The organism is Serratia sp. CY32780, assembly GCF_052169135.1.
GTDB lineage: Bacteria > Pseudomonadota > Gammaproteobacteria > Enterobacterales > Enterobacteriaceae > Serratia > Serratia sarumanii.
In genome coordinates this window covers 1-15,573 of the sequence record NZ_JBJNLI010000008.1, presented here as the reverse complement: position 1 = coordinate 15,573, position 15,573 = coordinate 1, and the positions used below count along the sequence as shown (strand labels likewise).

General features: G+C 59.5%; 14 protein-coding genes and 1 riboswitch. Of the genes, 9 read left to right on the top strand and 5 right to left on the bottom strand.

Annotated features, from left to right (window positions below; genetic code table 11):
* Positions 1 to 127 precede the first annotated feature (127 nt).
* The 4 genes from argC to argH all read left to right on the top strand — a co-directional run bounded on the left by argC (position 128) and on the right by argH (position 4,614).
* On the top strand, positions 128 to 1,132 hold the full coding sequence (argC, locus tag ACJ8HH_RS22760; RefSeq protein ID WP_025304655.1) for an N-acetyl-gamma-glutamyl-phosphate reductase: 1,005 nt from the start codon (positions 128 to 130) through the stop codon (positions 1,130 to 1,132).
* Between the two features lie 20 nt (positions 1,133 to 1,152).
* Entirely contained in the window at positions 1,153 to 1,926 is a 774-nt protein-coding gene (gene argB / locus ACJ8HH_RS22755; RefSeq protein ID WP_033636427.1) for an acetylglutamate kinase, read from the top strand.
* A gap of 25 nt (positions 1,927 to 1,951) precedes the next feature.
* Positions 1,952 to 3,172, top strand: coding sequence for an argininosuccinate synthase (locus tag ACJ8HH_RS22750; protein WP_033649897.1), 1,221 nt, complete (start codon positions 1,952 to 1,954; stop codon positions 3,170 to 3,172).
* Between the two features lie 68 nt (positions 3,173 to 3,240).
* Entirely contained in the window at positions 3,241 to 4,614 is a 1,374-nt protein-coding gene (gene argH / locus ACJ8HH_RS22745; RefSeq protein WP_033636426.1) for an argininosuccinate lyase, read from the top strand.
* A gap of 36 nt (positions 4,615 to 4,650) precedes the next feature.
* Here argH and ACJ8HH_RS22740 read toward each other — a convergent pair whose 3' ends face one another.
* The 3 genes from ACJ8HH_RS22740 to ACJ8HH_RS22730 all read right to left on the bottom strand — a co-directional run bounded on the left by ACJ8HH_RS22740 (position 4,651) and on the right by ACJ8HH_RS22730 (position 7,412).
* A complete protein-coding gene (locus ACJ8HH_RS22740; RefSeq protein WP_060452109.1) occupies positions 4,651 to 4,977 on the bottom strand; it encodes a type II toxin-antitoxin system HicB family antitoxin in 327 nt (108 codons plus the stop codon).
* A gap of 182 nt (positions 4,978 to 5,159) precedes the next feature.
* Positions 5,160 to 6,608 (bottom strand): dihydrolipoyl dehydrogenase, encoded by a 1,449-nt coding sequence (locus ACJ8HH_RS22735; RefSeq protein WP_060452110.1) that lies wholly within the window; start codon positions 6,606 to 6,608, stop codon positions 5,160 to 5,162.
* A 72-nt stretch (positions 6,609 to 6,680) separates the two neighbouring features.
* The gene (locus ACJ8HH_RS22730; protein ID WP_019452251.1) at positions 6,681 to 7,412 is read right to left on the bottom strand and encodes a glutathione peroxidase; all 732 of its coding nucleotides are present in this window, start codon (positions 7,410 to 7,412) and stop codon (positions 6,681 to 6,683) included.
* Between the two features lie 151 nt (positions 7,413 to 7,563).
* Here ACJ8HH_RS22730 and oxyR point away from each other — a divergent pair, with 151 nt between their 5' ends.
* On the top strand, positions 7,564 to 8,481 hold the full coding sequence (gene oxyR, locus ACJ8HH_RS22725) for a DNA-binding transcriptional regulator OxyR (RefSeq protein ID WP_033636422.1): 918 nt from the start codon (positions 7,564 to 7,566) through the stop codon (positions 8,479 to 8,481).
* On the opposite strand, the gene sthA is transcribed toward oxyR, so the two are convergent.
* The gene (gene sthA / locus ACJ8HH_RS22720) at positions 8,464 to 9,861 is read right to left on the bottom strand and encodes a Si-specific NAD(P)(+) transhydrogenase (protein ID WP_004931047.1); all 1,398 of its coding nucleotides are present in this window, start codon (positions 9,859 to 9,861) and stop codon (positions 8,464 to 8,466) included. The genes oxyR and sthA overlap by 18 nt on opposite strands.
* Positions 9,862 to 10,078: 217 nt before the next feature.
* Between sthA and fabR the strand changes: the two genes are divergently transcribed.
* A complete protein-coding gene (gene fabR / locus ACJ8HH_RS22715) occupies positions 10,079 to 10,711 on the top strand; it encodes an HTH-type transcriptional repressor FabR (protein ID WP_004931044.1) in 633 nt (210 codons plus the stop codon).
* Positions 10,712 to 10,726: 15 nt separating this feature from the next.
* Positions 10,727 to 11,098: a YijD family membrane protein gene (locus tag ACJ8HH_RS22710; protein ID WP_033649905.1), complete on the top strand. Its 372-nt coding sequence runs from the start codon at positions 10,727 to 10,729 to the stop codon at positions 11,096 to 11,098.
* 34 nt (positions 11,099 to 11,132) lie between these two features.
* Here the strand turns inward: ACJ8HH_RS22710 and trmA are convergent, their stop codons facing one another.
* A complete protein-coding gene (gene trmA / locus ACJ8HH_RS22705) occupies positions 11,133 to 12,236 on the bottom strand; it encodes a tRNA (uridine(54)-C5)-methyltransferase TrmA (protein WP_033636420.1) in 1,104 nt (367 codons plus the stop codon).
* A 115-nt stretch (positions 12,237 to 12,351) separates the two neighbouring features.
* Positions 12,352 to 12,571, top strand: a riboswitch (cobalamin riboswitch).
* A 69-nt stretch (positions 12,572 to 12,640) separates the two neighbouring features.
* On the opposite strand from trmA, the gene btuB reads away from it, so the two are divergent.
* Together btuB and murI are read left to right on the top strand one after the other, a co-directional pair.
* Positions 12,641 to 14,512 carry a TonB-dependent vitamin B12 receptor BtuB gene (gene btuB / locus ACJ8HH_RS22700; protein ID WP_033649900.1) on the top strand — a complete coding sequence of 624 codons (1,872 nt, stop codon included), beginning with the start codon at positions 12,641 to 12,643 and terminating at the stop codon, positions 14,510 to 14,512.
* Positions 14,457 to 15,320 (top strand): glutamate racemase, encoded by an 864-nt coding sequence (gene murI, locus ACJ8HH_RS22695; protein WP_033636418.1) that lies wholly within the window; start codon positions 14,457 to 14,459, stop codon positions 15,318 to 15,320. Before btuB ends, murI begins: the two co-directional genes overlap by 56 nt.
* The last annotated feature ends 253 nt before the right edge of the window (positions 15,321 to 15,573 follow it).

The following is a 15,573-nucleotide window of genomic DNA, read 5'->3' as shown; positions in this document are numbered from 1 at the left end:
CCCGATACCCGGATGTTTATAAAAGCATCAACGCCTGGCTCCGTGGGTGAACGGCGCAACAACGCTGGCTAGCCCTGTTACCTGGGTCGCAAGCGACCGCACGTCAGTTTAGAAGGTGAAAGGCCACATGTTGAATACGCTGATCGTTGGTGCCAGCGGTTACGCCGGAGCGGAGCTCACGGCTTACCTGAATCGCCACCCACACATGAACATAACCGCTTTAGCGGTTTCAGCGCAAAGTGCAGATGCAGGAAAGTTGCTTTCCGATCTCCATCCCCAGTTGAAAGGCATCGTCGATCTGCCGCTACAGCCGTTGACCGACGTTGCCAAGGCGGCGCAGGGCATCGACGTGGTGTTCCTCGCCACCGCCCATGAAGTCAGCCACGATATCGCACCGGCCTTCTTGGCGGCGGGCTGCGTGGTGTTCGATCTGTCGGGCGCCTTCCGCGTGCAGGACGCCGGTTTTTATAGCCAGTACTACGGTTTTGAACATCAGCATGGCGCCCTGCTGGAGCAGGCGGTATACGGCCTGGCGGAATGGCAGAGCGACAAGATTAAACAGGCGCAGCTGATTGCCGTGCCGGGCTGTTACCCGACGGCGGCGCAGCTGGCGCTGAAGCCGTTGATCGAGAAGCAGCTGCTGAACCTCGACCAGTGGCCGGTGATCAACGCCACCAGCGGCGTCAGCGGCGCCGGTCGTAAGGCCAGCATGACCACCAGCTTCTGCGAAGTGAGCCTGCAGCCGTACGGTATTTTCACTCATCGGCACCAGCCGGAGATCGCCGCGCACCTGGGCGTGCCGGTTATCTTTACGCCGCACCTGGGCAACTTCCCGCGCGGCATCCTTGAAACCATCACCTGCCGCCTGAAGGCCGGCGTGACCGCGCAGGATGTGGCCGCCGCCTATCACGCCGCCTATGACGACAAGCCGCTGGTGCGGCTGTACGACCAGGGCGTGCCGGCGCTGAAAGCGGTGGTGGGGCTGCCGTTCTGCGACATCGGCTTTGCGGTGCAGGGCGAGCATCTGATTGCCGTGGCGGTGGAAGACAACCTGCTGAAAGGCGCGGCGGCGCAGGCGGTGCAATGCCTGAATATCCGTTTCGGCTTCCCGGAAACCCAGTCACTCCTTTAAACCAGCGTGAGTAAACAGCAATGAACCCGTTAATTATCAAGTTAGGTGGCGTGTTATTAGACAGTGAAGAAGCGCTGGAGCGTCTGTTTACCGCGCTGGACAGCTACCGGCAGCAGCATCAGCGCCCGCTGGTGATCGTGCACGGCGGCGGCTGCGTGGTGGACGAACTGATGAAGCAGCTCTCTTTGCCGGTGGTGAAAAAGAACGGCCTGCGGGTCACGCCGGCCGATCAGATCGACATCATCACCGGCGCGCTGGCCGGCACCGCCAACAAAACGCTGCTGGCGTGGGCGATTAAACACCAAATCAACGCCGTCGGCCTGAGCCTGGCGGACGGCGGCAGCGCAGTCGTGACCCCGCTCGATCCGGCATTGGGCCACGTCGGCAACGCGCAGCCCGGTTCCCCCGCGCTGCTCAATACCCTGCTGAGCGCCGGCTACCTGCCGGTTGTCAGCTCCATCGGCATCACCGCCGATGGGCAGTTAATGAACGTGAACGCCGATCAGGCGGCGACGGCGCTGGCGGCGACGCTGGGGGCGGATCTGATCCTGCTGTCGGACGTCAGCGGCATCCTCGACGGCAAGGGGCAACGCATTGCGGAAATGACGGCGCAAAAAGCGGAACAACTGATCGCGCAAGGCATTATCACCGATGGTATGGTGGTGAAGGTGAATGCGGCGCTCGACGCAGCCCGCACCCTCGGCCGCCCGGTGGATATCGCCAGCTGGCGCCATGCCGATCAGCTTCCTGCTTTGTTTAACGGCGTGTCGATTGGCACCCGGATCCTCGCTTAATTTTAGAATTAGAAAGGAATAGATCATGCAAAACCAAGGCATCAAAAAAATCGTTCTGGCGTACTCCGGCGGCCTGGATACCTCGGCCATCATTCCATGGCTGAAAGAGAACTACGGCGGCTGTGAAGTGGTGGCGTTCGTGGCGGACATCGGTCAGGAGCGCAGCGATCTGGAAGGCGTGGAGCAAAAAGCCCTGCAGTCCGGTGCCTCTGAATGTCACGTGGTCGATCTGCGTGAAGAATTTATCCGCGATTACGTTTATCCGGTGCTGCAGACCGGCGCCCTGTACGAGGGCAGCTACCTGCTGGGCACCTCGATGGCGCGGCCGATCATCGCCAAGGCGCAGGTCGAGCTGGCGTTGAAAGTGGGCGCCGACGCGCTGTGCCACGGCGCGACCGGCAAAGGCAACGACCAGGTGCGCTTCGAGACCACCTACACCGCGCTGGCACCGCAGCTGAAAGTGGTGGCGCCGTGGCGTGAGTGGAACCTGCGTTCCCGTGAAGCGCTGCTGGATTACCTGAAAGAGCGCAACATCCCGACTACCGCGTCGTTGGAGAAGATCTACAGCCGCGATGAAAACGCCTGGCACATCTCCACCGAAGGCGGCGTGCTGGAAAGCCCGTGGAATGCGCCGAACAAAGATTGCTGGGTGTGGACCGTCGATCCGCAGGAAGCGCCGGACCAGCCTGAGCAGGTGACCGTCACCGTTGAGAAAGGCCGCGTCGTGGCGGTTAACGGTAAAGCGCTGTCGCCGTACCAGTGCCTGGAAACCCTGAACGCGCTGGGCGCCAAGCACGGCGTCGGCCGTATCGACATCGTGGAAAACCGCTTGGTGGGTATCAAATCCCGCGGCTGCTATGAAACCCCGGGGGGCACCATCATGGTGGCGGCGCTGCGCGCCGTCGAGCAGCTGGTGCTGGACCGCGACAGCTTCAAATGGCGCGAGCAGCTGGGCCTGGAGATGTCTTATGTGGTGTACGACGGCCGCTGGTTCGCGCCGCTGCGCCGCTCGCTGCAGGCCTCTGCCGAAGCATTGGCTGAAGAGGTAAACGGTGAAGTGGTGCTGCAGCTGTACAAAGGCCAGGTGACGGCGATCCAGAAAAAATCCGCCAACAGCCTGTACTCCGAAGAGTTCGCCACCTTCGGCGAAGACGAAGTTTACGATCACAGCCACGCGGGCGGCTTTATCCGCCTGTTCTCTCTGTCTTCACGCATCCGCGCGTTGAACGAGAAAAAGAATAAATAATCGATTGGCGTGACTCTGCAAGGGCGCAGCATGCTGCGCCCTTTCGCATAAAAATTCAGGAGTAAGATATGGCACTTTGGGGCGGACGGTTCACTCAGGCGGCGGATCAGCGGTTCAAGCAACTCAACGATTCGCTGCGGTTCGATTATCGCCTGGCGGAGCAGGATATCGTGGGCTCGGTGGCCTGGTCGAAGGCGCTGGTGACCGTTAACGTGTTGACGGCAACGGAGCAACAGCAGCTGGAGCAGGCGCTGAATGCGCTACTGACGGAGGTCCAGGCCGATCCTTTGGCGATCGTCCAAAGCGATGCCGAAGACATCCACAGCTGGGTGGAGCAGAAGCTGATCGAGAAGGTCGGCGATTTGGGCAAGAAGCTGCACACCGGCCGCAGCCGCAACGATCAGGTCGCGACCGATCTGAAGCTGTGGTGCAAACAGCAAGTCGGCGATCTGCATCAGGCGATCGTCCAGCTGCAGCAGGCGCTGGTGGAGACCGCCGAAGCCAACCAGGATGCGGTGATGCCGGGGTATACCCACCTGCAACGCGCGCAGCCGGTGACCTTCGCGCACTGGTGCCTGGCCTATGTCGAGATGCTGGCGCGCGATGAGAGCCGCCTGCAGGATACCCTGAAACGGCTGGACGTCAGCCCGCTGGGCAGCGGCGCGCTGGCCGGCACCGCTTATCCTATCGATCGCGAGCAGCTGGCCGGCTGGCTGGGCTTCGCCTCGGCGACCCGCAACAGCCTGGACAGCGTATCCGATCGCGATCACGTGCTGGAGCTGCTGTCCAACGCCGCCATCAGCATGGTGCACCTGTCGCGCTTCGCCGAAGACCTGATCTTCTTCAACAGCGGCGAAGCAGCGTTTGTCGAGCTGTCCGACCGTGTGACCTCCGGTTCTTCGCTGATGCCGCAGAAGAAAAACCCGGACGCGCTGGAGCTGATCCGCGGCAAGTGCGGCCGCGTGCAGGGCGCGCTGACCGGCATGATGATGACGCTGAAAGGCCTGCCGCTGGCGTACAACAAAGACATGCAGGAAGACAAAGAAGGGCTGTTCGACGCGCTCGACACCTGGATGGACTGCCTGCAGATGGCGGCGCTGGTGCTGGACGGCATTCAGGTGAAGCGCCCGCGCTGCCAGGAAGCGGCGGAGCAGGGCTATGCCAACGCCACCGAACTGGCGGATTACCTGGTCGCCAAGGGCGTGCCGTTCCGCGAGGCGCACCATATCGTCGGCGAGGCGGTGGTAGAAGCGATTCGCCAGGGCAAACCGCTGGAAGCGCTGCCGCTGGCGGACTTGCAGCAGTTCAGCGCAACGATCGGCGACGACGTTTACCCGATCCTGGCCTTGCAATCCTGCCTGGACAAGCGTGCGGCCAAAGGCGGCGTCGCGCCGCAGCAGGTGGCCGCGGCAATCGCCGCAGCGAAACAGCGTTTGGCTTGACGACGACAAGGGCGGCCCGGTGCCGCCCTTGAACCTCTACCCCGCCAGGCGTGCGCACAGATAACGGTTCAGACTCACGCCTTCCTCCATCGCGCCGATCGCCAGCCGCCGATGCTGTTCCGGCGTCATGCGCAACACCAGTTTTCCGCTGAAGTTCTTTTCCGCCAGCGCCTGCGGCGGCGTTTCACCTTGCGCCAACATATCGTCGATCGTTTCGCTCACCACTTTTTCGATACCCTCCAGCGCGCCGGTACGCGTGGCCGCCAGCCAGGACAACGAGGGGAATTCGGCGCACAGCCCGACATATTCACGATCTTCCGCTGACCAGGTGATGCGATAGGTATAGTGTTTATGCTTTTCCATGTTCTTCCTCCATTCTGGCTCCTTGCTTTATTCTAGTATCGTTATTGGTATCACTTCAATGTCGAAGCATAAAAAATGAACGCAGAAGGGCCGTGAGGCAAGAGGAGGGAGGAAAATGTGGAAAGTGCTGCGCAAAAAAACCGGGCCTGAAGGCCCGGTGGGGATGAACGGAGAATGAGAGGTTATTCGCCCGGGCAGCGCTGGCAGCGCTCGATTTCGGCCGTGCCGAGTTTGAGCTTCGCCTGCAGGTCACGCAGCGCGGTGCGCAAGCCTTCCTCGATCACCGGGTGATAGAACGGCATGTCCAGCATCTGATCGACGGTCATCTGTTGCTGATGCGCCCAGGCCAACAGGTGCGCGATGTGCTCGGCGTCCGGGCCGATCATTTCCGCGCCGAGGAAACGGCCGGTGCCTTGCTCGCCGTAGACGTGCAGAATGCCTTTGTTGCGCAGCATCACCCGCGAGCGGCCCTGATTCTCAAACGAGACCTGGCCCACTTCAAAGCAGCCGCAGGCGCTGAACTTCTCGCTCAGCTCGCGGAAGGTCGAGCCGACCATGGCGATCTGCGGATCGGAGAACACCACTGAAATCGCGCTGCGGCGCAGGCCCGGATTGATCTCCGGGAAACTGCCGGCGTTGGCGCCGGCGATGCGCGCCTGATCGCTGGCCTCATGCAGCAGCGGCAGCTGGTTGCTGGCGTCGCCGGCGATGAAAATATGCGGCACGCTGGTTTGCATCGTCAGGCGGTCGGCCAACGGCACGCCTCGGGCGTCGAGCTGTAAGCCGGTGTTTTCGAGGCCCAGCCGATCGACGTTGGGGCGGCGGCCGGTGGCGGCCAGCACGTAGTCCACCAGGATCTCCTGCGGTTGGCCCTGCAGATCCCGATAGCGGATAAATACGCGGTCGCCTTCGCGCTGCATCATCTCTACCTTCACGTCGGCGTCGAGATAGAACTCTTCCCCCAGCGCGTTGGCGGCGTAGTCGCGCACGGCGCTGTCGGTCAGCGGCCCGACGGCGCCGCCGATGCCGAAGACCTTGGTGTCGACACCGAGGCGGTGCAGCGCTTGCCCCAGCTCGAGCCCGATGACGCCAGGGCCGAATACCGCTACGGACTGCGGCAAATCATCCCAGTTGAACAGATCGTCGTTGACGATCAGACGATCGCCCAGTTCGTTCCACGGCGCCGGCCAGCTGGGGCGGGAACCGGTGGCGATCACGATGCGCTGCGCCACGATGCGCGTATGCTCGTCGACCTTCAGCGTGTTGTCGTCGATAAAGCGGGCATAGCCCTGAATTTTATCGCCGGCCGGGATCTCGTCCACGCCTTCCAGCACGAAGCCGACGAAGCGATCGCGTTCGCGTTTGACGCGCGCCATCACTTCGCGCCCGTCGATGCGGGTTGTACCGGTTGGGTGCACGCCAAAGCCCGGCGCGCGTTCGATTTGATGTACCGCTTCGGCAGCGGCTATCAATAATTTGGATGGCATGCAGCCAACGCGCGCACAGGTGGTGCCGTAAGGCCCGCCTTCGATCATCACCACGTTGGGGGTAGACAGTTTGGCCGCGCGATAGGCGCCGAGCCCTGCGGTGCCGCCGCCGATGACCGCAACATCAACGTTCAACAGTTTCATATCCGCTCCTGAAAGGTAAAAAAAGGGCGGGCCGTAGCCCGCCAAAGTTCACGTTGGCTTTGTTATTACTTATTAAGCTGACAGGAAAGTTTCCAGATCGTCGCTGCCGCCGATGTGACGGCCACCGATGAACACTTGCGGCACCGTGGCGCGGCCGCTGACGGCGCGCAGACTGACGGTGGTGGCGTCTTTGCCCAGTACGATCTCTTCATACTGAATGCCGCGCTCTTGCAGCATTTGCTTGGCTTTGGCGCAGAATGGGCAGCCCGGCTTGGTGAACAGGGAGACCGACTCCTGCACTTTGAATTCCGGCGCCAGGTATTTCAGCATGGTGTCGGCGTCGGACACTTCAAACGGGTCGCCCGGCTTGTTCGGTTCGACGAACATTTTCTCGACCACGCCGTCGCGCACCAGCATCGAGTAGCGCCATGAACGCGGGCCAAAGCCCAGATCCGCTTTCTCGACCAGCATGTTCATGCCTTTGGTGAATTCACCGTTGCCGTCCGGCACGAAGGTGATGTTTTCCGCATGCTGATCGGCTTTCCAGGCGTTCATCACGAAGGTATCGTTCACCGAGACGCACAGAATGCCGTCGACGCCGTGCTGCTTGAATACGCTGGACAGTTCGTTGTAGCGCGGCAAATGGCTCGAAGAACAGGTTGGCGTAAATGCGCCCGGCAGCGAGAACACGATAACGGTTTTGTTTTTGAACAGGTCATCAGTGGTCACATCAATCCATTGGTCGCCCTGACGGGTGTGGAAAGTAACCTGAGGAACTTTCTTGCCTTCTTGACTGGTAAACATTGATTAACCCCTTAATTAGCAAAATTAATTTTTAGCATTTAGCGCGATATCGCTTCGTTGGGACACATTATTGTCGCTGGGGGTTGATAGATCTAATCGCTCATTGCTATCTTATCTATCGCCATGAGCTATCATGGAATGGAGGGAAACAATGAATATTCGTGATTTAGAGTATCTGGTCGCCTTGGCCGAGCACCGGCACTTCCGCCGCGCGGCCGATTCATGCCATGTAAGCCAACCCACGCTGAGCGGGCAGATCCGCAAGCTGGAAGACGAGTTGGGCGTCATGCTGCTCGAGCGCACCAGCCGCAAGGTGCTGTTCACCCAGGCGGGTCTGCTGCTGGTGGAGCAGGCGCGTACCGTGCTGCGCGAAGTGAAAGTATTGAAGGAGATGGCCAGCCAGCAGGGCGAAGCCATGTCCGGGCCGCTGCACATCGGCCTGATCCCGACCGTGGGGCCTTATCTGCTGCCGCAGATCATCCCGACGCTGCACAAAACTTTCCCGAAACTGGAAATGTACCTGCACGAAGCGCAAACCCAGCAACTGCTGGCGCAACTCGACAGCGGCAAATTGGACTGCGCCATTCTGGCATTGGTGAAGGAAACCGAGGCGTTTATCGAAGTGCCTCTGTTCGATGAACCGATGAAGCTGGCGGTGTATTCCGATCACCCGTGGGCGCAGCGCGAGCGCGTGGCGATGCCGGATTTGGCGGGAGAGAAGCTGCTGATGCTGGAGGATGGGCACTGCCTGCGCGATCAGGCGATGGGCTTCTGCTTCCAGGCGGGCGCGGACGAAGATACCCACTTCCGCGCCACCAGTCTGGAAACGCTGCGCAATATGGTCGCGGCCGGCAGCGGCATTACCCTGCTGCCGTCACTGGCGGTGCCGCCGCAGCGCGAACGCGACGGCGTCTGCTATCTGGATTGCTACAAGCCGGAACCGAAGCGCACCATCGCGTTGGTGTATCGCCCCGGTTCCCCACTGCGCAGCCGTTATGAGCAGTTGGCCGAAGCGATCCGCGAGCACATGCAGGGCTACATCGACAACGCGTTAAAACAGGCGGTTTAAGCCGTTAAGCGCCGCCACCCGGTAGGCTTCGGCCATGGTCGGATAGTTGAAGGTCGTATTAACGAAATACTCGATAGTATTGCCTTCACCTTTCTGTTCCATGATCGCCTGACCGATGTGGATGATCTCCGCCGCACGCTCGCCGAAGCAGTGGATCCCGAGGATCTGCAGGGTGTCGCGATGGAACAGGATCTTCAGGCTGCCAACGTTCATCCCGGCGATCTGCGCGCGCGCCAGATGCTTGAACTGGGCGCGGCCCACTTCATACGGCACCTTCATCGCCGTCAGTTCCTGCTCGGTTTTGCCGACGGAGCTGATTTCCGGAATGGTGTAGATGCCGGTCGGGATATCTTCGATTAGGTGACCGCTGGCTTCGCCGGAAGCGATCGCCTGCGCGGCGATGCGGCCCTGATCGTAGGCGGCGGAAGCCAGGCTCGGATAGCCGATCACGTCACCGACCGCATAGATGTGCGACAGCGCGGTTTGGTACATGCTGTTCACCTTCAGCAGCCCGCGGCTGTCCGATTCCAGGCCGACGTTTTCCAACCCCAGCGAATCTGTGTTGCCGGTACGGCCGTTGGCGTACAGCAGGCAGTCCGCTTTCACCTTCTTGCCGGACTTCAGGTGCACGATCACGCCGTCTTCGGTGCCTTCAATCTTCTCGAACTCCTCGTTATGGCGGATCACCACGCCGTTGTTCCAGAAGTGGTAAGAGAGCGAATCCGACATCTCCTGATCGAGGAATGCCAGCAGGCGATCGCGGGTGTTGATCAGATCGACCTTGACGTTCAGACCGCGGAAGATAGACGCGTATTCGCAGCCGATCACCCCGGCGCCGTAAATGATCACGTGGCGCGGTTCATGGCTCAGCTCGAGAATGGAGTCGCTGTCATAGATGCGCGGGTGATTGAAATCGACGCTGGCCGGGTGATAAGGGCGCGAGCCGCAGGCGATCACGATGTGGTCGGCGCGGATGGTGTCCTGAGTGCCGTCCATATAGCTGACGCTGACGGTGTTGGCGTCGATGAAGCGCGCGTCGCCGGCGAACAGTTTGCACTGGTTCCGCTCATAGAACCCTTGGCGCATGCGGGTTTGCTGGCTGATGACGTTATCGGCGTGGCGTAAAATGTCAGGGAAGGTCGCGCTGAGCGTGCGCGAGTTGTTGTAAAGCGGGTTCTGGTTGAATTCGATAATGCGGCTGACGGCGTGGCGGAGGGCTTTGGAAGGGATGGTGCCCCAGTGGGTACATCCGCCGCCTACGTTGTTGTACCGTTCGATAACGGCCACGCGGGCGCCCTGTTTCACCAGCCCCATGGCGGCACCTTCACCACCAGGGCCCGAGCCAATCACAATGGCATCAAATTGATAGTGCTGTTGCATGTAGGAGAGACCTGTTTTTTATACAAGATTACAACGGTATCTTAACATCATAGCGCTGCTCACCCAATCACCATTAGGCTTTTTGAGGCAAAGCACAATCGGCTCAGGGCGGAAGTGTGATAGAGCGCGTTAGTATAAATGCTGTTGCAATAAAATTTGCTATATTGCCGAGTCTAGGGCGTTAGACTGAGAGAATGGAACCTATCCGGATATGCATATGGGCGTCAGAGCACAACAAAAAGAACGGACTCGTCGTTCCCTGATCGAAGCCGCATTCAGCCAGCTGAGCGCCGAACGCAGCTTCGCCAGCCTGAGCCTGCGGGAAGTTTCACGCGAGGCGGGCATCGCGCCCACATCGTTTTACCGCCATTTCCGCGATGTGGATGAGCTGGGGCTGACCATGGTGGACGAAAGCGGCCTGATGCTGCGTCAGTTGATGCGCCAGGCGCGCCAACGCATCGCCAAGGGCGGCAGCGTGATCCGCACCTCGGTGTCCACCTTTATGGAATTTATCGGCAACAACCCGAACGCCTTCCGCCTGCTGCTGCGCGAGCGCTCCGGCACGTCGGCGGCATTCCGTGCGGCGGTGGCGCGCGAGATCCAGCATTTCATCGCCGAACTGGCGGACTACCTCGAGTTGGAAAACCACATGCCGCGCAGCTTTACCGAAGCGCAGGCGGAGGCGATGGTCACCATCGTGTTCAGCGCCGGCGCGGAAGCGCTGGATATCGACGTCGAGCAGCGGCAGCAGCTGGAAGAGCGGCTGGTGCTGCAGCTGCGGATGATCTCCAAAGGGGCGTATTACTGGTATCGCCGCGAACAAGAAAAAGCTTCTGTGTCCCACGTATAAAAAAGGTAAAAAATGATGGAAAAACCAGGCCGTGAAAATGGCACCTTACTGCTGGCGTTGATTGCCGGCCTTTCGATCAACGGTTCGTTTGCCGCGCTGTTCAGCTCGGTGGTGCCGTTTTCGATCTTCCCGCTGATTGCGTTGGTGCTGGCGGTGTACTGCCTGCATCAGCGTTACCTGAACCGCGCTATGCCGGACGGCATGCCGAAGCTGGCGGCGGCCTGTTTCCTGCTGGGGCTGCTGATGTACAGCGCCATCGTGCGCGCCGAATACCCGCAGATCGGTTCCAACTTCCTGCCGTCGGTGATCTGCGTGGCGTTGGTGCTGTGGATCGGGATGAAACTGAAGGCGCGCAAGGCGCCGGATGCGCCGACTCAAGAGTCGTAATGAAACGGGGCGCCATGATGGCGCCCCTGTCGTATCAGCGGTGCTTTTCCAGCAGCACGCCGCATTCCATGTGATGGGTATACGGGAACTGATCGAACAGCGCCAGGCGGCTGACCCGGTGCGTGGCCTGCAGCGTTTCCAGGTTGGCGCACAGCGTTTCCGGATTGCATGAGATATACAGAATGCGCGGGTAGGCCTGCACCATCTTCACCGTTTCCTCGTCCAGCCCGCTGCGCGGCGGATCGACGAAAATCGTCTCGCAGTTGTAGCCGCTCAGATCGATGCCTTTCAATCGGTTGAATTCGCGCACCCCGTTCATCGCCTGAGTGAAGTCTTCCGCCGCCATGCGGATGATCTGCACATTGTCGATATGGTTGGCAGCGATGTTGTATTGCGCCGCCGCCACCGACGGTTTGGCGATCTCGGTCGCCAGCACGCGCTCGAAATTGCGCGCCAGCGCCAGCGAGAAGTTGCCGTTGCCGCAATACAGCTCCAGCAAATCGCCTTTGGAACCGGCGGTCACCGCCAGCGCCCATTCCAGCATCTGCACGTTCATGGCCGCGTTGGGCTGAGTAAAGCTGTTTTCCACCTGGCGGTAGATCATGTCGCGGCCGGCGACCGGCAGTACTTCGTCAACATAATCCTGGTCGAGCATGATTTTGGTCTTCGACGCCCGGCCGATCAGCTGCAGGTCGAAACCCTGCGCGCGCAGATCGTCACGCAGCTGCTCGGCGCGCCGTTGCCAAACGTCATCCAGCTTGCGGTGGTACAGCAGCGAGGCGATGATTTTGCCGCTTTGCGTCGACAGATAATCGATCTGGAACAGCTTGTGACGCAGGATCGGTTCCGGTTTCAGCGCGGCGATCAGGGCGCTCATCAGGCGGTTGATCAGTTCGCTGGCGGCCGGGAAACGATCGACGCGAATACGCTGCTTGGTCTGCTGATCGAACATGATGTGGTACATGTCGTCCGCGTCGTGCCAGATGCGGAATTCGGCGCGCATGCGGTAGTGGTCGACTGGCGAGCGGAACACTTCCGGCTCGGGCGCCGCGAACGGTGACATCAACGTCTTCAGGCGGGCGACTTTCTCCGCCAGTTGGTCATCGTAACGTTCAATAGGCAAATTCTCGGGCGTCATGTGTGTCTTCTCGTCAGGCAAATTTGATCAGCGGGGATTGTAGGGAATCAGCCCGTGAAGTCCAGTTTTGTCGCGTTTATTATTTGTAACATTAGTAGCAGTCTAGACATCTATTTTCATTGATCGTAGCATTGCCGTCCGGCCTCAAGCAGCGAGTGAAAAGGGAATCCGGTGTGAATCCGGAGCTGACGCGCAGCGGTAAGGGGAAGTCACGGCGATAGCGTTTCGACGCAGACACTGTCCATTGCAGGATGGGAAGTCATCGCCCGTTGCCGGTCGCGCCCCGCGGCCTGCAAATCCCAAGCCCGAAGACCTGCCGGTGTTACGTCGCAATGTCCGTGGCCGTCGCGAACTATCGGCCATGATCCTGCGGCATCCGCCAATTAAGTTTGGATGCTTTTCTCATGACAATTACAAAAAATACGCTGCTGGCGGTGGTTTCCTCCGTCACGGCTTTTTCTGGATGGGCGCAAGACAACACCACAACCACGAATGGCGATAACCTGGTGGTGACCGCCAACCGTTTCCCGCAGCCGGTTTCTTCCGTGCTGGCGCCGACTTCCATCGTCACCCGCAACGATATCGATCGCTGGCAGGCCAAGAGCCTGACCGACGTGATGCGCCGCCTGCCGGGCGTGGATGTTGGCCAGAACGGCGGGCTGGGGCAAAAGAGCTCGCTGTTTATTCGCGGCACCAACTCCAGCCACGTGCTGGTGCTAATTGACGGCATTCGCCTTAATCAGGCGGGCGTCAGCGGCTCTTCCGATCTTAGCCAAATCCCAATTTCGCTGGTGCAGAAAGTCGAATACATCCGCGGCCCGCGCTCGGCGGTGTACGGCTCCGACGCCATCGGCGGCGTGGTCAACATCATTACCACCCGCGAAAAGAACGGCACGACGCTTTCCGCCGGCCTCGGCTCCAACGGCTATCAATCCTATGACGCGTCGACCCAACAGCAGCTGGGCGACAGCACCGTGGCGACGGTGGCGGGCGACTACACCTATACCAAAGGGTATGACGTGGTGGCCTATGGCAGTACCGGTATGCAAAGCCAGCAGGATCGCGATGGCTTTATGAGTAAATCGCTGTATGGTGCGCTTGAGCATCAGTTCAGCGAATCGGTCAGCGGTTTTGTACGTGGGTATGGCTACGACAACCGCACGGCGTACGATAGTTACTATTCCTCTCCGGCCAGCTCTCTGCTAGATACTCGCAAGCTGTACAGCCAAACCTGGGATACCGGATTGCGTTATAAAGAAGGCATTTACGCAACACAATTGACCGGCAGCTACAGCCATAGCAAGGATTACGATTACGATCCTCGCCGCGGTATGCATGACAGCTCGGCCAGCCTGGTGGATTCCGAACAGTACAACCTGCAGTGGGGCAATACGCTGCAGGTTGGACAGGGTACCGTAAGCTCTGGCGTCGACTGGCAGCAACAGAAAATCAAACCGGACTCCACCACCGTAAAGGGTGAAAAAAGCCAACGTGATGCAGGCATCTATCTGACCGCGCAGCAACTGGTTGGCCCGGTGACGCTGGAAGGCGCGGTTCGGGGTGACGATCATTCCGAGTTTGGCTGGCACGGCACCTGGCAAACCAGCGCGGCCTGGGAGTTCGTCGAGGGATACCGTTTTATCGCGTCGTATGGCACGGCGTTCAAAGCACCCAATATGGGCCAGCTATACGGCAACTTTGGCAATAACACCGATCTGAAGCCGGAAGAAAGCAAGCAGTGGGAAGGCGGTTTTGAAGGGCTGACCGGGCCGGTGACCTGGCGCATCTCCGGTTATCGCAACGACATCGACAATTTGATCGATTCGACGGGGGAAACCAACTACGTCTACTACAACGTGGGTAAGGCCACCATCAAAGGGATTGAAGCGACGGCGTCTTTTGATACCGGCCCGCTGACGCACCAGATTGGTTACGATTATGTCGATCCGCGTAACGCAAAAACTCACGAAGTGCTGCTGCGCCGCGCCAAACAGCAGGTGAAATATGAGCTGGACTGGCAGCTGTATGACTTTGACTGGGCGGTGACTTATCAATATCTGGGTCAACGTTATGACAAGGACTACAGTACCTATCCGGAGCAGAGCGTGAAACTCGGCGGCGTGAGCCTGTGGGATCTCGCAGTTTCGTATCCGGTCACATCTCATCTGACAGTTCGTGGTAGAATTGCCAACCTGTTTGATAAAGATTATGAGACGGCCTATGGCTACGCTACTCCAGGAAGAGAATACTACCTCACTGGAAGCTATACCTTCTAACAGCACCGCCACACCTCGCCCGACGGTGCTGGTTTTCGATTCCGGCGTCGGCGGGCTGTCGGTATATCAGGAGATTCGGCAGTTGCTGCCGGATCTCCACTATATATACGCTTTCGATAACGTGGCGTTCCCCTACGGTGAGAAGTCCGAAGAGTTTATCGTTGAGCGTGTGGTGGAGATTGTCGGCGCAGTGCAGCAGCGGCATCCTTTGGCGATTGTCGTCATTGCCTGCAACACCGCCAGCACCGTTTCCTTGCCGGCCCTGCGCGAGCGTTTCAGCTTCCCGGTCGTGGGCGTGGTGCCCGCCATCAAGCCTGCCGCCCGTCTTACCGTTAACGGCATCGTCGGCCTGTTGGCGACCCGCGGCACCGTACAACGCAGCTACACCCACGAACTGATTTCCCGTTTCGCTACCGACTGCAAGATTGAACTGCTGGGCTCTTCAGAGCTGGTGGAGTTGGCGGAGGCTAAGCTGCACGGCGAAGCCGTGCCGTTGCCGGTACTGAAGAAGATCCTGCATCCGTGGCTGAGCATGCGCGAGCCGCCGGATACCGTCGTGCTGGGCTGCACCCATTTCCCTCTATTAGCTGAAGAGCTGATGCAGGTGTTGCCGGAAGGCACCCGGCTGGTGGATTCCGGCGCGGCGATTGCCCGTCGTACCGCCTGGCTCATCTCGACGCAGGAAAATCTGGTCTCGAGCCAGGAAGAGAATCTGGCCTATTGCATGGCGTTGAATGAAGATACTGACGCTTTATTGCCCGTTTTGCAGAGCTACGGCTTTAAATCGTTGAAAAAACTGCCGCTTTAACGGTGTTTTGGTTAAACATTCAACGGTCGGAAAAAATATTGAAAATAGGGGTTGCGGCCTGCCGAGAACTCCCTATAATGCGCCTCCACTGACCGGGAACAACGACTGACAAGCCGCCGGGTCAGCGAGAAGATAGCGAAATAAACGCTTGACTCTCCGGGCTAAAAGCGTAATATACGCAGCCCGCGCCGATGAGTTTCTCGGCACTGCTCTTTAACAATTTATCAGACAATCTGTGTGGGCACTCCACAAG